Origin of the sequence: Actinacidiphila sp. bgisy160, assembly GCF_965342435.1 — a bacterium.
In the GTDB taxonomy this organism is placed as follows: domain Bacteria; phylum Actinomycetota; class Actinomycetes; order Streptomycetales; family Streptomycetaceae; genus Actinacidiphila.
The window spans coordinates 25,382-41,260 of record NZ_CBDRCM010000022.1; the positions used below are offsets into that span (position 1 = coordinate 25,382).

Genomic DNA, 15,879 nt, shown 5'->3' on the forward strand with positions numbered 1-15,879 from the left:
GGCCCGTGGACCCGGCGCGGGAGGTGGACGTTGTCCAGGGCAAGGGTGGCGCGGCGGATCGCTACGGCCGCCGCGTACGGAGGAGGCGGCATCGGCCTGCTGGGCGGCGCCGCGGTCGGCCTGCTGCTGACCGAGGGCGCGCTCGCCCGCAGGGCCGTGGGCGGCTCCGACGCCGTCCCGCCCCGCGCGGACGGCGTCTACGGCGCCGCCTTCGCGCTGAGCACCGACGAGCGGCCGATCGTGCTGGCGCTCGTGGGCGACTCCACGGCGGCGGGCCAGGGGGTGCACCGGGCGAGCCAGACCCCGGGCGCGCTGCTGGCGTCCGGGGTGGCGGCGGTGGCGGAACGGCCGGTGCGGATGGTCAACGTGGCCAACCCCGGCGCACAGTCCGACGACCTGGCTCGCCAGGTCGATCTTCTGCTGGGGCCCGTCCCCGGTACCGCACCCGATCTGTGCGTGATCATGATCGGGGCGAACGACGTGACCCGGCGGATGCCGCTGGCCGTCTCCGTGCGGCTGCTGTCCGACGCGGTGCGACGACTGCGCGAGGCCGGCTGCGAGGTGATCGTCGGCACCTGCCCGGACCTCGGCACGATCGAGCCGGTCTACCAGCCGCTGCGCTGGATCGCCCGCCGGCTGAGCCGCCAGCTCGCGGCCGCGCAGACCATCGCGGTGGTCAGCCTCGGCGGCCGCACCGTGTCGCTGGGCGACCTGCTCGGGCCCGAGTTCGAGTCCCGCCCCCGCGAGATGTTCGGCCCGGACAACTACCACCCCTCGGCCGAGGGTTACGCGACCGCGGCCATGGCGATGCTGCCCACGCTGTGTTCCGCGGTCGGGCTGTGGCCCGAGGAGGACGAGCGCCCCGACGCCCGGCGCGGCGAGGGCTTCCTCCCGGTGGCCCAGGCCGCCGCGGAAGCCGCGGGCGAGGCCGGCACCGAGGTCACCGCGGCCGCCGGCACGGTCTCCGGCCCCCGCGGCCGCTGGGCCCTGCTCAAGCGCCGCCGCCGTCGCCGCCTCCCCGACACGACGGAACCGGACACCACGGCGGCGGCCGAGGCCGCCCAGAACTAGTAGGTGTTCCGTCCGGGAGGTTGTGGACGGGTGAGGCAGCTCTCGGCCGAGGGATTCCGAACGGGTGAGGGCCTTCCGGTTCGGTGTGGATGGCGACATCCACGCCGGCAGAAGAACCCCTGAGTCCCATCGCGACGCACCCTGACCGGGACTGGGCAACCGCGCCTGGCCCGCTGCGTCGTGGACGACGGCCGGCCGCCGCGCCGGGCCGCCGAACGCTCCCAGGTCTCGCCCACCGCGGCCCGGCGCTGGGCCGATGGCTGCCGGTCCGGGGTTCCTGCACGTGGGTGGGAGAGGGCAACGGCGGGTTGCCCCGCGGCGCCCCCTCCCGGGCGCGGAGGCCGCCGGTGTCACCCGGCCTTGCGCTGGACGGTGTGATATCCCCCGGCTGCCGCGGGCGGTCGGCGGGAGACGGCCCGCCGGGAGGCGCAGCGAACCCACGGACGGCAACGGCGGGTGCCCCGCGGCGACCACCCGAAGAACCCCGCACCACGCCGGGGACGGCCGGGAACCCGGAAGCCGCCGGCTTCAGCCGGCCTTGCGCTGGGTGAAGCGGAGCAGGTTGCCCGAGGGGTCCCGGAAGGCGCAGTCCCGGACGCCGTAGGGCTGGTCCATGGGCTCCTGCAGCACCTCGCCGCCCGCGTCGCGGATCCGTTCGAACGTGGCGTCGACGTCACCGGTGGCGAAGATGACCCCGCGCAGCATGCCCTTGGCCAGCAGCTCGCTCATGGCCCGCCTGTCCGCGTCGGACGCGCCCGGGTCCGCGAGGGGCGGTTCGAGGACGATCTCCACGCCGGGCTGGTCGGGCGAGCCGACCGTCACCCAGCGCATGCCCTCGAACCCGACGTCGTTGCGGACCTCCAGGCCGAGGACGTCGCGGTAGAAGGGAAGCGCCTTGTCGTGGTCGTCGACGGCGATGAAGCACTGTGACAGCGTGATGTCCATGCGGACCACGCTAGGCCCGCGCCGCGGTCCTCGCTTCCTTGTTCCTGACCGGTCTGGTGTACCGCTTCGCGACGCACGCCGGGATCGCCGCGCCCGGCTCGTGGTCGCGGGCGCGGTACGCACTCGGGGTCTCCCCCACGAGTTCGGTGAAGCGCGAGCTGAAGGAGCCGAGCGAGGTGCAGCCCACCGCGAAGCAGACCTCGGTGACCGTGAGGTCGCCGCGCCGCAGCAGGGCCTTGGCGCGTTCGATCCGGCGCGTCATGAGGTAGCTGTACGGGGTCTCGCCGAACGCGGCCCGGAAGCTGCGCGAGAAGTGGCCGGGGGACATCAGCGCCGCGCGGGCCAGCGCGGTGACGTCGAGGGGGTCCGCGTAGTCGCGGTCCATCGCGTCGCGGGCGCGGCGCAGCCGTACCAGGTCGTCCGGATTCACCGGCCCAGCATCGCACGGGGGGCGCGTTCGCCACGAGGATGCGCCATCATGGACTAAGCAAGCGCTCAGAAAGAGGTCCGCGTCACAGCCTCCAAGCCGTGACTCCCTCCGCTACGTACAGGTAACTTCCCAGAGAGTCCCAGCCTGCCCCGCCGCCTCGTCGAGGAGTCGCGATGCCCGAAGCCGTGATCGTCTCTGCCGCCCGTTCCCCCATCGGCCGGGCCGTCAAGGGGTCCCTGAAGGACCTTCGTCCCGACGACCTGACCGCCACGATCATCCAGGCGGCCCTCTCCAAGGTGCCGCAGCTGGACCCGCGCGAGATCGACGACCTGATGCTCGGCTGCGGTCTGCCCGGCGGCGAGCAGGGCCACAACCTGGGCCGGATCGTGGCCGTACAGATGGGCATGGACCACCTCCCGGGCTGCACGATCACGCGTTACTGCTCCTCCTCGCTGCAGACGACCCGGATGGCGCTGCACGCCATCAAGGCGGGCGAGGGCGACGTCTTCATCTCGGCCGGCGTCGAGACCGTCTCCCGGTTCGCAAGCGGCAGCTCCGACGGCATGCCCGGCACCCACAACCCGGTCTTCGCCGAGGCCGAGGCCCGTACCGCGGCCCGCGCCGCGCAGGGCGGAGGAGTGTGGCACGACCCGCGCGCGGACGGGCTGGTGCCGGACGCGTACATCGCGATGGGCCAGACCGCGGAGAACCTGGCGGCCCTCAAGGGGATCACCCGCGCCGACCAGGACGAGTTCGGCGTCCGCTCGCAGAACCTGACCGAGGAGGCCATCAGGAAGGGCTTCTGGGAGCGCGAGATCACCCCGGTGACGCTGCCCGACGGCACGGTCGTCGCGAAGGACGACGGCCCGCGCGCCGGGGTCACCCTGGAGGCCGTGCAGGGCCTGAAGCCGGTCTTCCGCCCCGACGGCACCGTGACCGCCGGCAACTGCTGCCCGCTCAACGACGGCGCGGCGGCACTGGTGATCATGAGCGACACCAGGGCGCGCGAGCTCGGTATCACCCCGCTCGCCCGCGTGGTCTCCACCGGCGTCTCGGGCCTCTCCCCCGAGATCATGGGATACGGCCCGGTCGAGGCGTCCCGCCAGGCCCTCAAGCGGGCCGGGCTGACCCTCGACGACATCGACCTGGTCGAGATCAACGAGGCCTTCGCGGCGCAGGTCATCCCCTCCTACCGGGACCTGGGCGTCGACATCGACAAGCTCAACGTCAACGGCGGCGCGATCGCGGTCGGCCACCCCTTCGGCATGACGGGCGCCCGCATCACCACCACGCTGATCAACTCGCTCCAGTGGCACGACAAGCAGTTCGGCCTGGAGACCATGTGCGTCGGCGGCGGCCAGGGCATGGCCATGGTCATCGAGCGCCTGTCGTAACGGGCCCCTCCGGCTTCTCTGGCCCCTCCGGCCTCTTCCGCCTCTCCCACCCCTCGGACATTCGTTCGAGGCACAAGTCGCAATCGAACCGCCCCCGGGATGTGACCTAATCCCGGGGGCGGTTGTTTATGCAGGTCAGGGGTGCGTCACCCATACGGACCAAGACTTTGGACCCTCCCATTTCGTGACGTTCCGCACTGCAGAGGCCATGGATTCCGGTGCAGAGTGGTGGTGTACAGGGGGCCAGGCTCGGGAAAGCACAGTCGGGAGTACGCCAGTGAGCGCCATGTTCCTCGTCCTGCTGACGGGTGCGGCAACAGCCGTGGCCGCCGGCTCCGCCACGCTGTTCGCCACCCGCGGCGTACGTCGTGATGTCGCGGCCCTGCGCGCGGACCTGGCCGAGGCCCGTGCCCAGCGGGCGGCCACGGTTCCCGCCGCGCGCACCACTCCGGACGCCGAGGCCATCCGCACGGCCGTCGCCGACGCGCTCGCCGACGAGCGGGAGCGCGAACTGGCCGAGGCCCGCGCCTTCTGGGCTGCCCAGGAGGCCCCTCTCGGCTATGCGACGGGCGAGTCCGGCGAGTCCCTCGTCGACCCGCAGCTCGACGCCCAGCTCTTCGGCGGCCAGGGTACCGGCCCCGTTCCCGGCGCCGCGGGCACCGACTACGAGGTGCTGCCGTACGGCCCGTTCCTGCCCCGCCAGGCCGACCTCGCGGGCCTGGAGCCCGGCGGCCCGGCACCCTTCCGGCACCCCTCCGACGCCGACTTCGGCGTCCCCGCCCCGGTCGTGGCGAACCAGGAGCAGACCGCCGAGCGCCTCTGTGAACTCGCGGACCTGCGGATGCCGCTCGCCGACGTCCGTCCCGGCCCGCTCGGCACGCTCGACGTGTACGTCTTCGCCGACGGCACCACGCTGTGCATGACCCCGGGCGACCGGGACACCGCCGACCGCCTCTGCGAGGCCCTGGACCGCGGCGAGTCCCCGGTCCTGCTGGGCGGCTCCGCCGTCGCCGGGGGCTACGCGCTGACCTTCACCTACGGCGAGGAGTCCGTCTACGTGCTCGCCGACCGGGTGGTCGCCTCGCTGTAGCCGGCGCGTCCTACAGACCGCAGCGCGCGGCCGTGTCCCTGATCCGGGACACGGCCGCGTCGCGTACCTGCGCCAGTTCCGGGTGCGGTTCCAGGGCGGCGGCCAGGTCGTTCGCGGCCACCGAGATCTGGTCGCCGATCACGAACACCCCCTCGTCCGGCATCAGCAGCGGTTCCCGTCCGGGGAACTCGATCTGCTGTGCCCGGGCGGCCAGTTCACGGGCGAGCTCCAGGCCCGCCCGGGCCACCTCGCCACGGAGCCGGCTCTGCGGCAGGGAACGGTATCGCGCCGCCAGGAGTCCGGCGGCGTCGCGGAGCGTCGTACAGTCCAGCACGCCGCGAGCCTACCGGTGCGTACACACAACCGAGCGCGTTGCACTGTTGCCAACGGTCGACGGCTCAGGCACGGTGGGGTGACCGGAACGCATACCGGAGGCGCCGATGTCACAGACCTTCTCGGAAGAGACCCACCGGAACCTGCTCTCCCACATCCCGCACTGCACCGGCCGCGAGATCGGCGAATGGCTTCGCACGGTCGACGACGGGCCCGCATTCCTCCGCTTCGAGGAGAAAGTCAGCTGGCTCCGAAGCGAGCACGACCTGTCCTACGGACACGCCAAGGCCATCGTCCACGAATACGATCTGAGGCGGGCCGCGCGGAGGTTCGGCTGACGCGCCTCCCCTGCCGCGCATGCGAACGGGCCCCGAAAGGCACTGCCTCCGGGGCCCGTTGAATGTCCCTGACGGGTCAGCGCACTCAGTCGTCGCCGCGCAGGATCGCGATCAGCCGCAGCATCTCCAGGTAGATCCAGACCAGGGAGAGCGTGAGGCCGAAGGCCGCCAGCCAGGACTCCTGGCGCGGAGCGCCGTACTGGATGCCGTCCTCGATCTGCTTGAAGTCCAGCGACAGGAAGAACGCGCCCAGCGCGATCCCGATGACGCCGACCACGATGCCCAGCGCACCGCTGCGCAGGCCAAGGCCGTCACCGCCGCCGATCAGCGCGGCGATCAGGTTGACGAACATCAGGATGACGAAGCCGATGGCGATCGCCATGCCGATGCGGGTGTAGCGGGCGGTGACCCGGATGAGGCGCGTGCGGTACGCCACCAGCATGCCGACGAAGACCGCCATGGTCCCCAGCACGGCCTGCAGCGGGATGCCCGGCCACATGAAGTTGAGGATCTTGCTCCAGACGCCGAGGAAGACGCCCTCGAAGACCGCGTAGCCGAGGATCAGCGCGGGCGAGGCCTCGCGCTTGAATGACTGGATCAGGCCCAGGACCAGGGCGACGAGCGAGGCGCCGATCGCCAGGCCGTAGCTCTTCTCCGAGACCGGCAGCACGAACCACGCCACGAGCGCGCCGAGCACCACGGTGCCCAGGGTCATGGCGGTGCGCATGACGACGTCGTCCATCGTCATCCGGCCGGTCTGCACGGCGGCGGCCGGCGGGGCCTGGTACGTGGTGTCGTAGGGGTTGGTCGTACCCGCGTACGGGTTCGTGCCCGCGTACGGGTTCGTGCCCGCGTACGGGTTGCCGCCCGCCTGGGGGGCACCCTGCGCCTGCGGCTGACCGCCGAAGCCCGCGTAGCCCTCCCCGCGGGAGAACCCACGCCGCGAGAAGACCGGGTTGCTGCTCCTCATCTGTCACTCCTCCATGGCCGCGCGATACGGCTCCGCACCAAGAGTAATGGTATGGCAAAGCGGGTCGCCTACGCCTCAAGGAGGATCTTTTGCCGGCGCCCGCCTTGCCTGCCACCACGCCTTTCCCCGTCCCCGGCACGCCACACCGCCCGGCGACGAACGGCGGGTGCCGGGAAGAGGCCGCGCCCCTTCCCGGCACCCGCCGGAAGTGGATCCCCGCTCAGCGACGCGTCGCAAGGATCTCGCTCAGCACGTCGTGCACGTAGGTGTTGGCGTGCTTGCCCGAGAAGCGGCTCGCGAGCGGGCCGGCCGCGGTGACGGGTACGTCCACACCGGTGTGACCGGAGGTGGTCCAGTCGATGGAGAACGACTTGTCGCTGCCGCGGATACTGAACGGACCGTCCTCGGCGGAGATGCCGTCGCCGGACTCGTCGGCGGAGTCGGCCTCCTCCACGGCCAGGCCGCCGGTCTCGTGGTCACCGGTGACGACCAGCAGGGTGTCGGGGTGGGTGGCCACGTAGGCGCGCGCCACCGCGACGGTCTTCTCCAGCTCCTGCATGGACTGCAGGACCCGGGCGCCGTTGTTGTTGTGCGCGAACTCGTCCACGCCCTCCTCCTCGACCATGAGGAAGAAGCCCTTCTTGTTCTTGTCCAGCGTGCCGAGGGCCTTGCTGGTCATGGTGGACAGGCCGACCACCGGGTTGTACACGTCGCCCTGACCCTCGGGGTGCTGCTGGAACATCTCCTCGTTGGCGAAGAGACCGAGGAGCTTGCCGCCCTTGGCGCGGTCCAGCTGGTCCGCGCTGGAGACGTAGGTGTAGCCGGCCTTCTGGGCCTTCTTGATCAGGTCACCCTTGGTGCCCTTGCTCGCCTCGGACGTGTCCTCGGCGGGCTTGTCCTGGAAGGCGCCGGGGCTCCCCGCGGGCAGCCACCAGTCCTCGCCGCCGCCGAGGATGACGTCGGGCTTGCTGACCTCGATGTACTGACGCGCGATCTCGTCCTGCGCCGACCGGTTGGCTGTGCTGGAGAAGAAGGCGGCCGGGGACGCGTCGGTGACCTGCGCGGTCGTCACCAGACCGGTGGCCTTGCCGGCCGCCTTGGCCTGCTGGCCCAGGGTGGCCAGCGGGTTGCCATCCACGTCGACGCTGATCGCGCCGTTGTAGGTCTTCTCACCGGTCGCCCACGCGGTCGCGGCCGCGGCGGAGTCGGTGACGACGGACTTCGGGTCGTCGGGCTCGGTGGTCAGCTGACCCGAGTAGGGGAGCTTGTCCATCGCGAGCTGACCGTTCAGACCGGTCAGGTGCAGGCGCGCGGCCTGCCGAGCGGCGGCACCCATGCCGTCGCCGTTGATGAAGATGACGTTCTTCGCAGCCGGGGCCTTGCCCTTGCTTGCGGCCTGCGGGGCCGTGGCCGACGCACCCAGCGTCGGGTTGATCACCATGGTCACCACCGCGGCGGCGGCTGCGGCCGCCACCGGCGCGGCGAACCGCCGGGCCCTGCGAACACCCTCGGACACAACGACCTCCGTTGCTCACTGCTTGCCATTGCTTGGCCGTGAACTTAGGAGCCTTAGGGGGAAGGTTGACGAAGCGCAGATGTCCAGAACGCGACGGAACCTTCAGGTGACGGTAAAAGCCTAGGCCCGGACTTGTCCGTACAGGTAGCCGCGGCACCACCGCGCGCGGGCCGCCCCGCACCGCCGCTTCCGGCACGTTCGGGCAGATCACCGTCGGCGACGGGCCTCGCGTTGCGCGCAGCCCACAGGCCTGGGAAAGGCCCTGCCGGCTCATTTCGCGTTGGCCGGCAAAGGGATGGTGAAGTCGTCCTCGACCGGCGGGTCGAGTTCGTGTGCGAGCAGGCCGGTGGCGGCGAAGCACCGCACACGCACGACGGCCGGGCTGACGTCCAGCCTCAGAAAGCTCTTGAAGAACGGCGGACTGTACGTCGCCGAGCCCGGGGAGAGCAGACGGGTGAGCACCCGGCGGACGGGCAACCGCAGCCGCCGCCTGCGGTCCGGACGGGGCGGAGCGCCCAGGACGCTCGCGACGAAGCGGGTCCGCAGGGTCACACGGGCGCCGGTGCCCCGGGTGGCCGGCACGCCGAGCCGCTGAGCGAGGACCGCGGACGCCTCGTCCGGGGTGAGGTCGAACAGCCGGCGCAGGTGGAGCCGGCGGCCGTAGAGCCGGCTGTAGAAGGTCAGGGAGTCGCCGCGCATCGGGTAGCAGCGGAACCGGTCCTCGGTGACGCCGCCGACCGTCACGCGCGGGATCGTGTGGGTGGCGTGCATGAAGGCGCCCCCGCCGCCGGAGACGACGTACTGGATCCTGCGGCCGTCCACGTCGACCGGGTAGCGCTGGTAGTTGTGGATGTCGCCGCCGATCACGGCGACGAAGTTGCGCTCCGGGTCGCGGACGATCTCGTCGACCGTGCCGCCGCCCTCGATGGCGCAGGGGTGGTGCTCACCGTCCACGTAGATCGGCGAACCGGTGACGAGGATCTTGGGCCGGGGCCCGCGCGAGACCCGGCGCAGCCACTCCCCCTGCTCCCCGTCGATGTCGCCGAGCAGCCCGGTGTCGATGCCTATGATCCGTATCGGCCCCGAGTCGATCGCCCAGTACGGGCCGGGCTGGGACGCCGTCTGCGAGGGCGCGGAGCGCATCCGCCGGGCCTCGTCGACGCGGGCGTCGTCCGGCACGTCGGGCTTCGCCCACAGCAGGGTGCGCCACCAGGCCCGCGTCAGTGCGCGCGGGCGCGGGGCGGGCGGCAGGGCAGGGGCCCGGCAGAACACCCGCATGAAGCCGGTGAGCCCGTCGTACCAGTCGTGGTTGCCGGGGATGGCGTAGACGGGGGCGTCGTAGTCCCGGTAGGGCCGGAAGAACTTCGTGTCGTACTCGTTGGCGCTGCCGACGGGGTAGAGGACATCGCTGCAGATCACGGCGTAGCGCGTGCCGGCGCCCGCCTTGAGCATCCCGGGGACGACCGCGTACTGCGGGTCGTCGCCCTCGCCGGTGTCCCCGAGGAGGAGGAAGGAGTACGTGTCGGGGTCGTCCCGCTCGATCACCAGATCGGCGCCGGCCGCCCCGCGCTCCCGCTGGCCGCTCACCCAGCGCTGCCGGTCCCGGCCGGTCGGGTCGCCGAACAGCGAGGCGAGCGGGCCGTTGCGGGCCTTCCACAGGGTCACCGGGTCCAGCCACGACAGGTTGACCACCCGGGCCGGCATCAGCTCCCGGTAGGTGCCGGGCTGCTGGCTCTCCCAGCCGGCGCCGGCCAGGGATTCACGCGAGGAGTCGGACACCGGCGCACTTTAGCAACCGGGCCGGGCGCGAGCTGCGGCGCCCGCAACTCCGCTCAGGCGTCGGCGTCCTGCGGGTACCAGCGCAGTTCCACCGTGTTGCCGTCCGGGTCCTGCACGTAGGTCGACTGCGCCTCGCCACGCGCCCCGAACCGCCGCACATCGGCCTCCAGGACCGTGAACACCCCGGAGGCGACGACCTCTTCCCAGTCCAGCGGCTCCACCGTGAGGCAGATGTGGTCGACGTTGGACTCGCCGCGGGGCCCGGCCACCAGGTCGATGATGGTCTCCGGGGTGACCCGCACCGACGGGAACGGGGCCTTCCCGGCGCGCCATTCGCCGACGCGCACCGGTTCGAGGCCGAGCGGCCCGGTGTAGAAGGCCAGGGAACGTTCGACGTCGGCGACGTTGAGGACCAGGTGGTCGAAAGCCTTCACGCGCAACACGGTCATGTCTCCTCCAGAGGTGGTGTGCGGTGCACGCCCTCCACGATCCACTCGGGGGCCCGCCGCGATCAAGGCGTGATCGCCGTGCGATCGCTGAGCGCGATTCGAACTGTGGCTCCCGGTGGACCGGGAACAGGGCTGAGCGGGGCGGTGGTGTCACGCTTCGGGAACACGTCCCTGACCGCGCTGGGCCGGCAGTCGCCTGCCGGCCCAGCCGCAGATCGACCCTCACGCGGGAAGACCGGTGGTGCCGGGTCCCCGCCGGTCCGCACCGCTACGGCATGGTCAGCGTGGCGAGGGGGTGGTTGGCGGCGTCGAGGACGGTGACGCTGTGGAAGTAGCGGGTGACCGGCGCCCGGAGCGGCCCGGGAGTGGGCGTGGTGGCATACCAGGCACCCCAGCCCGGGTGTCCCGGCAGCCGTACGACGGTGCCGGTGACCGTTCCGTCATCGGTGACGACCTCTACCTTGGCGGCGGTCTCCGGGGCGACGTACACGCCGGACAGGAAGAACTGGTCACCCACCGTCTCGGTCTGCAGACTCACGTTGGGCTCGTCGCGGTCGATGTTGCCGTCCACCACGCTGCGGAACTGGCCTTCGGGCATGTCGGGGGTGGTCCAGTGCTTGCCGTCCCTGGTGAGCCACAGATCGACACCGGGAGCTGCGTGGACGCGCTCACCGGGCCGCACGATCCTCGCGGACCCGGCCTTGGCGGCGTGAGCATCGGCCGAAGCGCCGACCTGGGTCGCCGCGCCGGCGGTCTGGGCGGGGGTCAGCGCGTGTGCCACGGTCGGCACCCCCAGCAGTGCCGCCGCTGCCACGGTGGCCGCCACGTACTTCTTCATCCGGGTCATGGACGAGGCTCCTTACCGACTGTCGTTCAAGAGGTACGGGAGGCGCGTCGCGCCCCTCCACAGCCCCAAACCACCGTCTGGGGCGGATCAGTTGTCGGGCCACGCGACCTTTCGCGAGTTGGCCGAAACTGTGTGGCCGCCGACTCCGGCGACAGGCGGTGGGCCCAGCAGTCACCTCGCGGGCCCACCGTGAGTCCTCGAAAGCTCCCCGCTCGCGGGGTACGGCGGGCGGCCTCGGGGCCCCGGTGGCGAGGGCCACCGGGCTCTCTGCCGGGCGGGGCGCGGACGGTCCGAGAGCCTGGGATTCGGACCGGGGCTCAGCGGCTCCAGGTCTGCGACTCGGGCGCGGCGCCGGACGAAGGCCACGGCGCACATGCGGGCCCCGGCGCCTCCGTGATCCGCGCAGAGGACCCGAACGCCCTCACCGCGAGGACGGACCCGGAGGTCTTCCTGACCGCGTGCCGCGCACCGGGTGATGGCACGAGGGCAGGCGCGCACGTGTTCGCGCGACGCGGTGGTGGGCGCGCTCGCCGCTCGGGCGCGGGCGGCGGTTGGGCCGGGTGTACGGCCACATGAATCCCGCAGCGGCCGGCGGTCGGGCAGGTGCCCGGGTGACGAGAGATCCGTCAGATCACCCGCGTGCATGGTTCGTCGTCACACTTCGGCCGGCTGTCCGGTCTCAGTGTGTGCGGACTGCATGACAGGGCAGTCCGCGGCGGCACGGTGATCGGCCGTGCCGCGCGGTGGCCGACGACCCGGTTCGGCACGGGTTCGGCTGCCCCGGAGCGCCCGCCCCAGCGGTGGAGGCGGGCGCTTCGCGCTCCGCCATCCGTTCCCTGCTGCGCCCGCGTGCACGTGCCTCCATGGAGGACGTACGGCGCTTTCCAGCCGCCTTCGCCGGTCGGCGCCGCAGGCAGACGTGGTGCCCGGAACCGGACTCGAACCGGTACGCCCGCAAGGGGCAGCGAGGTTTAAGCTCGCCGTGTCTGCGTTCCACCATCCGGGCTGGGCGGCGCGAGAGCGCGGTACGAGCCTATCCGGCGGGGCGGGTGGAACAGGGCCCAGGATTCGTCATGTTGTCTGATTTTAAGGGTGCCTGACGTCCAGTCAGATATGTACCGCTCGAAGGAAAGCACAGGCCCGAGGCGGTGCGGGCGGTGGACCGGGCCCGCTGCATATGACGTGAAATCGCTTCCACCCGGGGACGAAGACTCAGGGCTCCCGTCATCCCCAAGTAGTACGCGGGGGTCCGCGCGTACCTCTCGGGACGGCCTGCAGAACCGGAATGTGGACGGATCCCGACGACGCCTCGCGTCGGGACGATGGAGGGGTCCGATCGACTCCCCCCGTCCCGACAGGAGCAGCGTGCCGTGACCACCACCGCACACCCCACCGCCACGGCCACGGCCGCCCGCGCCATCGAACTGGGCAAGGTCTACGGGGAGGGCGAGACCCGGGTCGTCGCGCTCGACGCGGTGACGGTCGAGTTCCGCGCCGGCGAGTTCACCGCGATCATGGGGCCCTCGGGCTCGGGCAAGTCCACCCTGATGCACTGCATGGCCGGCCTGGACACGGTCTCGTCCGGCTCCGCACGGATCGGGGACACCGAGCTGTCCGAGCTGAAGGACAAGCAGCTCACCAAGCTGCGCAGGGACAAGATCGGCTTCGTCTTCCAGGCGTTCAACCTGCTGCCGACGCTCACCGCCGCGGAGAACATCACGCTCCCGATGGACATCGCCGGCCGCAGGGCCGACCAGCAATGGCTGGACCGGGTCGTCGAGACCGTCGGGCTGTCCGAGCGGCTGTCGCACCGGCCGTCCCAGCTGTCCGGCGGTCAGCAGCAGCGGGTCGCCGTCGCGCGGGCGCTGGCGAGCCGGCCCGAGATCATCTTCGCCGACGAGCCCACCGGCAACCTCGACTCGCGTTCCGGCGCGGAGATCCTCGGCTTCCTCCGCAACTCCGTGAAGGAGCTCGGCCAGACGGTCGTCATGGTCACCCACGACCCGGTCGCCGCCTCCTACGCGGACCGCGTGGTCTTCCTCGCCGACGGACGGATCGTCGACGAGCTGCGCGGCCCGACCGCGGACACGGTGCTGGAGCGCATGAAGCGCTTCGACGCCAAGGGCCGTACCAGCTGATCCCCGCCGCCGGCCACGAGCCACGACCGAGAGACAAGCCCTGACATGTTCCGTACCGCCCTGCGCAATGTCCTCGCGCACAAGGCCAGACTGCTGATGACCGTGCTCGCCGTGATGCTCGGCGTCTCCTTCGTCTCCGGCACCCTGGTGTTCACCGACACCATCGGCAGTGCCCTCCGCAAGGCCTCCGCCAGGAGCTACGCCGACGTCTCGGTCGCCGTCACCTACGGGGACGCCGACCATCCGCTCCCCCAGCGGCTGGTGGACGAGATCGGCCGGCTGCCCGGCGCCGAGTCCACCACCGCGACCGTGAACGGCTTCACCGCGATCGCCGACAAGCAGGGCCGGCTGGTCGGCGACGGCTGGTCCACCCGCGGCGGCAACTACACGGGAGCGGGCCGTTACCCGATGCGCGAGGGCCGCGCCCCGCACGGCCCCTCCGAGGTCGCGCTGGACTCCAGGACCGCCGAACGGACCGGCTACGCCGTCGGCGACATCCTCCGGATGTCCATCGACGGCCCGGTGATGCGGCAGAAGGTGACCGGCGTCTTCGGCACCGACGACGGCAACGTCGCCGCGGGCGGCAGCCTGGTGCTCTTCGACACCGCCACGGCCCAGAAGCTCTTCGGCAAGCCGGGCACCTACGAGGAGATCGACGTCAAGGCCGCCGCCGGCACCACGCAGGCCGCGCTGAGGGCCGAGATCGAGAAGCTGCTGCCGCGCTACGCCAAGGACGCCTCCGCCTCCACCGGCCAGAAGCTGGCGGACGAGGAGGCGCGGCAGATCGCCTCGGACCTCAGCAGCTTCAACACCACCCTGCTCAGCTTCGCCGGCATCGCGCTCTTCGTGGGGATCTTCATCATCGCCAACACCTTCACGATGCTGGTCGCACAGCGCACCAAGGAGCTGGCGCTGCTGCGCGCGGTGGGCGCCAGCCGCCGGCAGGTGACCCGGTCGGTGCTGGTCGAGGCCCTCGTCGTGGGCATGGTGGCCGGTGCCACCGGGTTCCTGCTCGGCATCGGCATCGCGGCCGTGATGCGGGCGGTGCTCGCCTCGGCCGGCGCGCTGCTGCCCGACGGCACCCTGACCGTGCAGCCCGGCACGGCGGGGGCGGCGCTCGCGGTGGGCGTCGGCGTCACCGTGCTCGCCGCATGGCTGCCGGCCCGCCGGGCCGCCAAGATCCCGCCGGTCGCAGCGATGAGCAGCGTGCACGCCCCGGCCACGGTCAAGGGCCTGGTCCTGCGCAACACGCTCGGCGCGCTGCTGTCGGCGGCGGGTGCCGTCCTGGTGGTGGCCGGCTCGGGGATGAAGGACAACGGCAACATGGTCCTGGGCGGCGGCGCAGGACTGCTGCTGGTCGGCGTCTTCGTCCTCACCCCGCTGCTGTCCCGGCCGGTGGTCGCCGCGGCCGCGCCCCTGCTGCGGCCCTTCGGGGTCACGGGCAAGCTCGCCCGGCAGAACTCGGTGCGCAACCCGCGGCGCACCGCCGCCACCGCCTCCGCCCTGATGATCGGTCTCACCCTGATCACCGCCCTCACGGTGGTGGCCATCTCGGTGAGGACGACGGTGGACGAGCTGGCGGCCGCCCATCTGAAGGCCGACTACCAGATCACCATGGCCACCGGCCAGAACCTCTCCCCCGAGGTGGCCGAGCGGGTCGCCGGCACCGAAGGCGTCAGCGACTCCAGCGCGGTGCGCGACGCGCACACCGAGCTGGACGGCGAGGACGAGTGGGTCACCGGCGTCGACGCCCCGCAGATCGGGCGCCTGCTCGCCCTGGACTTCAGACAGGGCTCCCTGGCCGCGGTGCACGGCGACTCCATGGTCGTGGACTCCGACACCGCGAAGCGGCGCGGCTGGCACGCCGGGCAGAGCCTGCCGGTGCGCTACGACGACGGCACCAAGGGGCGGTTGACGATCGGCGGCGTCTTCGAGGGCGGCGACCTCATCAACGGCGTGATCATGGACAACGCCACGGTCACCCCGCACACCCCCAAGGCCGGGGACATGCGGGTGCTGGTGCGGATGGCCGGCGGCGCCGACGAGGCCAACCAGGACGCGCTGGTGAGGGCGCTCGGCGAGAACCCCGTCATCAAGGTGCAGGACAAGGCTGACATCTCCCGCGATATCAGCTCCACGATCGACCTGATCCTGAACATCCTCTACGGGCTGCTCGCGATGGCCGTGCTGGTCGCGGTGCTGGGTGTGATCAACACGCTGGCGATGTCGGTCTTCGAGCGCAAGCACGAGATCGGCATGCTGCGGGCGATCGGTCTGGACCGTGCCGCGGTCAAGCGGATGATCCGGCTGGAGTCCCTGGTGATCTCGCTGTTCGGCGCGGTGCTGGGCCTCGGCCTCGGGGTGTTCCTCGCCTGGGCCGTCGGGGGGCTGATCCGGCGGGACCTGCCGAGCTACGCGTTGGCCCTGCCCTGGGACCGGATCGGGGTGTTCCTGGCGATGGCCGCCCTGGTGGGCGTCCTGGCCGCGTTGTGGCCGGCCCGCCGGGCGGCCCGGCTGAACATGCTGGAGGCCATCAAGGCCGAGTAGCACGACGGCGGCGAGCGCCCGCGGGGCGGGGG

The 15,879-nt window shown here is 71.8% G+C and carries 14 protein-coding genes, 1 tRNA gene and 1 pseudogene; 7 read left to right on the top strand and 9 right to left on the bottom strand.

Annotated features, from left to right (window positions below):
• Nucleotides 1-45 precede the first annotated feature (45 nt).
• A complete protein-coding gene (locus tag ACRWNP_RS18845; protein WP_431962904.1) occupies nt 46-1,071 on the top strand; it encodes an SGNH/GDSL hydrolase family protein in 1,026 nt (341 codons plus the stop codon).
• 141 nt (nt 1,072-1,212) lie between these two features.
• Nucleotides 1,213-1,350: pseudogene (locus ACRWNP_RS18850) on the top strand (IS481 family transposase); the annotation flags it as partial.
• Nucleotides 1,351-1,599: 249 nt separating this feature from the next.
• On the opposite strand, the gene ACRWNP_RS18855 reads toward ACRWNP_RS18850, so the two are convergent.
• Both ACRWNP_RS18855 and ACRWNP_RS18860 read right to left on the bottom strand, forming a co-directional pair.
• Entirely contained in the window at nt 1,600-2,016 is a 417-nt protein-coding gene (locus ACRWNP_RS18855) for a VOC family protein (RefSeq protein ID WP_431962771.1), read from the bottom strand.
• Nucleotides 2,017-2,026: 10 nt separating this feature from the next.
• The gene (locus tag ACRWNP_RS18860; RefSeq protein WP_431962773.1) at nt 2,027-2,446 is read right to left on the bottom strand and encodes a helix-turn-helix transcriptional regulator; all 420 of its coding nucleotides are present in this window, start codon (nt 2,444-2,446) and stop codon (nt 2,027-2,029) included.
• Between the two features lie 173 nt (nt 2,447-2,619).
• Between ACRWNP_RS18860 and ACRWNP_RS18865 the strand changes: the two genes are divergently transcribed.
• Together ACRWNP_RS18865 and ACRWNP_RS18870 are read left to right on the top strand one after the other, a co-directional pair.
• Nucleotides 2,620-3,840 carry an acetyl-CoA C-acetyltransferase gene (locus tag ACRWNP_RS18865; RefSeq protein WP_431962775.1) on the top strand — a complete coding sequence of 407 codons (1,221 nt, stop codon included), beginning with the start codon at nt 2,620-2,622 and terminating at the stop codon, nt 3,838-3,840.
• Nucleotides 3,841-4,117: 277 nt separating this feature from the next.
• On the top strand, nt 4,118-4,930 hold the full coding sequence (locus ACRWNP_RS18870) for a hypothetical protein (protein WP_431962777.1): 813 nt from the start codon (nt 4,118-4,120) through the stop codon (nt 4,928-4,930).
• 10 nt (nt 4,931-4,940) lie between these two features.
• On the opposite strand, the gene ACRWNP_RS18875 is transcribed toward ACRWNP_RS18870, so the two are convergent.
• Nucleotides 4,941-5,264 carry a hypothetical protein gene (locus tag ACRWNP_RS18875; protein ID WP_431962779.1) on the bottom strand — a complete coding sequence of 108 codons (324 nt, stop codon included), beginning with the start codon at nt 5,262-5,264 and terminating at the stop codon, nt 4,941-4,943.
• 106 nt (nt 5,265-5,370) lie between these two features.
• Here ACRWNP_RS18875 and ACRWNP_RS18880 point away from each other — a divergent pair, with 106 nt between their 5' ends.
• Nucleotides 5,371-5,601 carry a DUF4287 domain-containing protein gene (locus tag ACRWNP_RS18880; RefSeq protein ID WP_319161564.1) on the top strand — a complete coding sequence of 77 codons (231 nt, stop codon included), beginning with the start codon at nt 5,371-5,373 and terminating at the stop codon, nt 5,599-5,601.
• Between the two features lie 85 nt (nt 5,602-5,686).
• Here the strand turns inward: ACRWNP_RS18880 and ACRWNP_RS18885 are convergent, their stop codons facing one another.
• The 6 genes from ACRWNP_RS18885 to ACRWNP_RS18910 form a co-directional block, all read right to left on the bottom strand.
• Complete coding sequence (locus tag ACRWNP_RS18885) at nt 5,687-6,571, bottom strand: Bax inhibitor-1/YccA family protein (RefSeq protein ID WP_431962781.1); 885 nt, start codon at nt 6,569-6,571, stop codon at nt 5,687-5,689.
• Nucleotides 6,572-6,791: 220 nt separating this feature from the next.
• Nucleotides 6,792-8,087 carry an alkaline phosphatase gene (locus ACRWNP_RS18890; RefSeq protein ID WP_431962783.1) on the bottom strand — a complete coding sequence of 432 codons (1,296 nt, stop codon included), beginning with the start codon at nt 8,085-8,087 and terminating at the stop codon, nt 6,792-6,794.
• Between the two features lie 270 nt (nt 8,088-8,357).
• Nucleotides 8,358-9,866 carry a metallophosphoesterase family protein gene (locus ACRWNP_RS18895; protein WP_431962785.1) on the bottom strand — a complete coding sequence of 503 codons (1,509 nt, stop codon included), beginning with the start codon at nt 9,864-9,866 and terminating at the stop codon, nt 8,358-8,360.
• 53 nt (nt 9,867-9,919) lie between these two features.
• Nucleotides 9,920-10,315, bottom strand: coding sequence for a VOC family protein (locus ACRWNP_RS18900; protein WP_431962787.1), 396 nt, complete (start codon nt 10,313-10,315; stop codon nt 9,920-9,922).
• Nucleotides 10,316-10,583: 268 nt separating this feature from the next.
• Nucleotides 10,584-11,162 carry a hypothetical protein gene (locus tag ACRWNP_RS18905; RefSeq protein ID WP_431962789.1) on the bottom strand — a complete coding sequence of 193 codons (579 nt, stop codon included), beginning with the start codon at nt 11,160-11,162 and terminating at the stop codon, nt 10,584-10,586.
• A 920-nt stretch (nt 11,163-12,082) separates the two neighbouring features.
• Nucleotides 12,083-12,168, bottom strand: a tRNA-Leu gene (locus ACRWNP_RS18910).
• Between the two features lie 316 nt (nt 12,169-12,484).
• On the opposite strand from ACRWNP_RS18910, the gene ACRWNP_RS18915 reads away from it, so the two are divergent.
• Entirely contained in the window at nt 12,485-13,300 is an 816-nt protein-coding gene (locus tag ACRWNP_RS18915; RefSeq protein ID WP_431962791.1) for an ABC transporter ATP-binding protein, read from the top strand.
• Nucleotides 13,301-13,345: 45 nt separating this feature from the next.
• Entirely contained in the window at nt 13,346-15,847 is a 2,502-nt protein-coding gene (locus ACRWNP_RS18920; RefSeq protein WP_431962793.1) for an ABC transporter permease, read from the top strand.
• Nucleotides 15,848-15,879 lie beyond the last annotated feature (32 nt).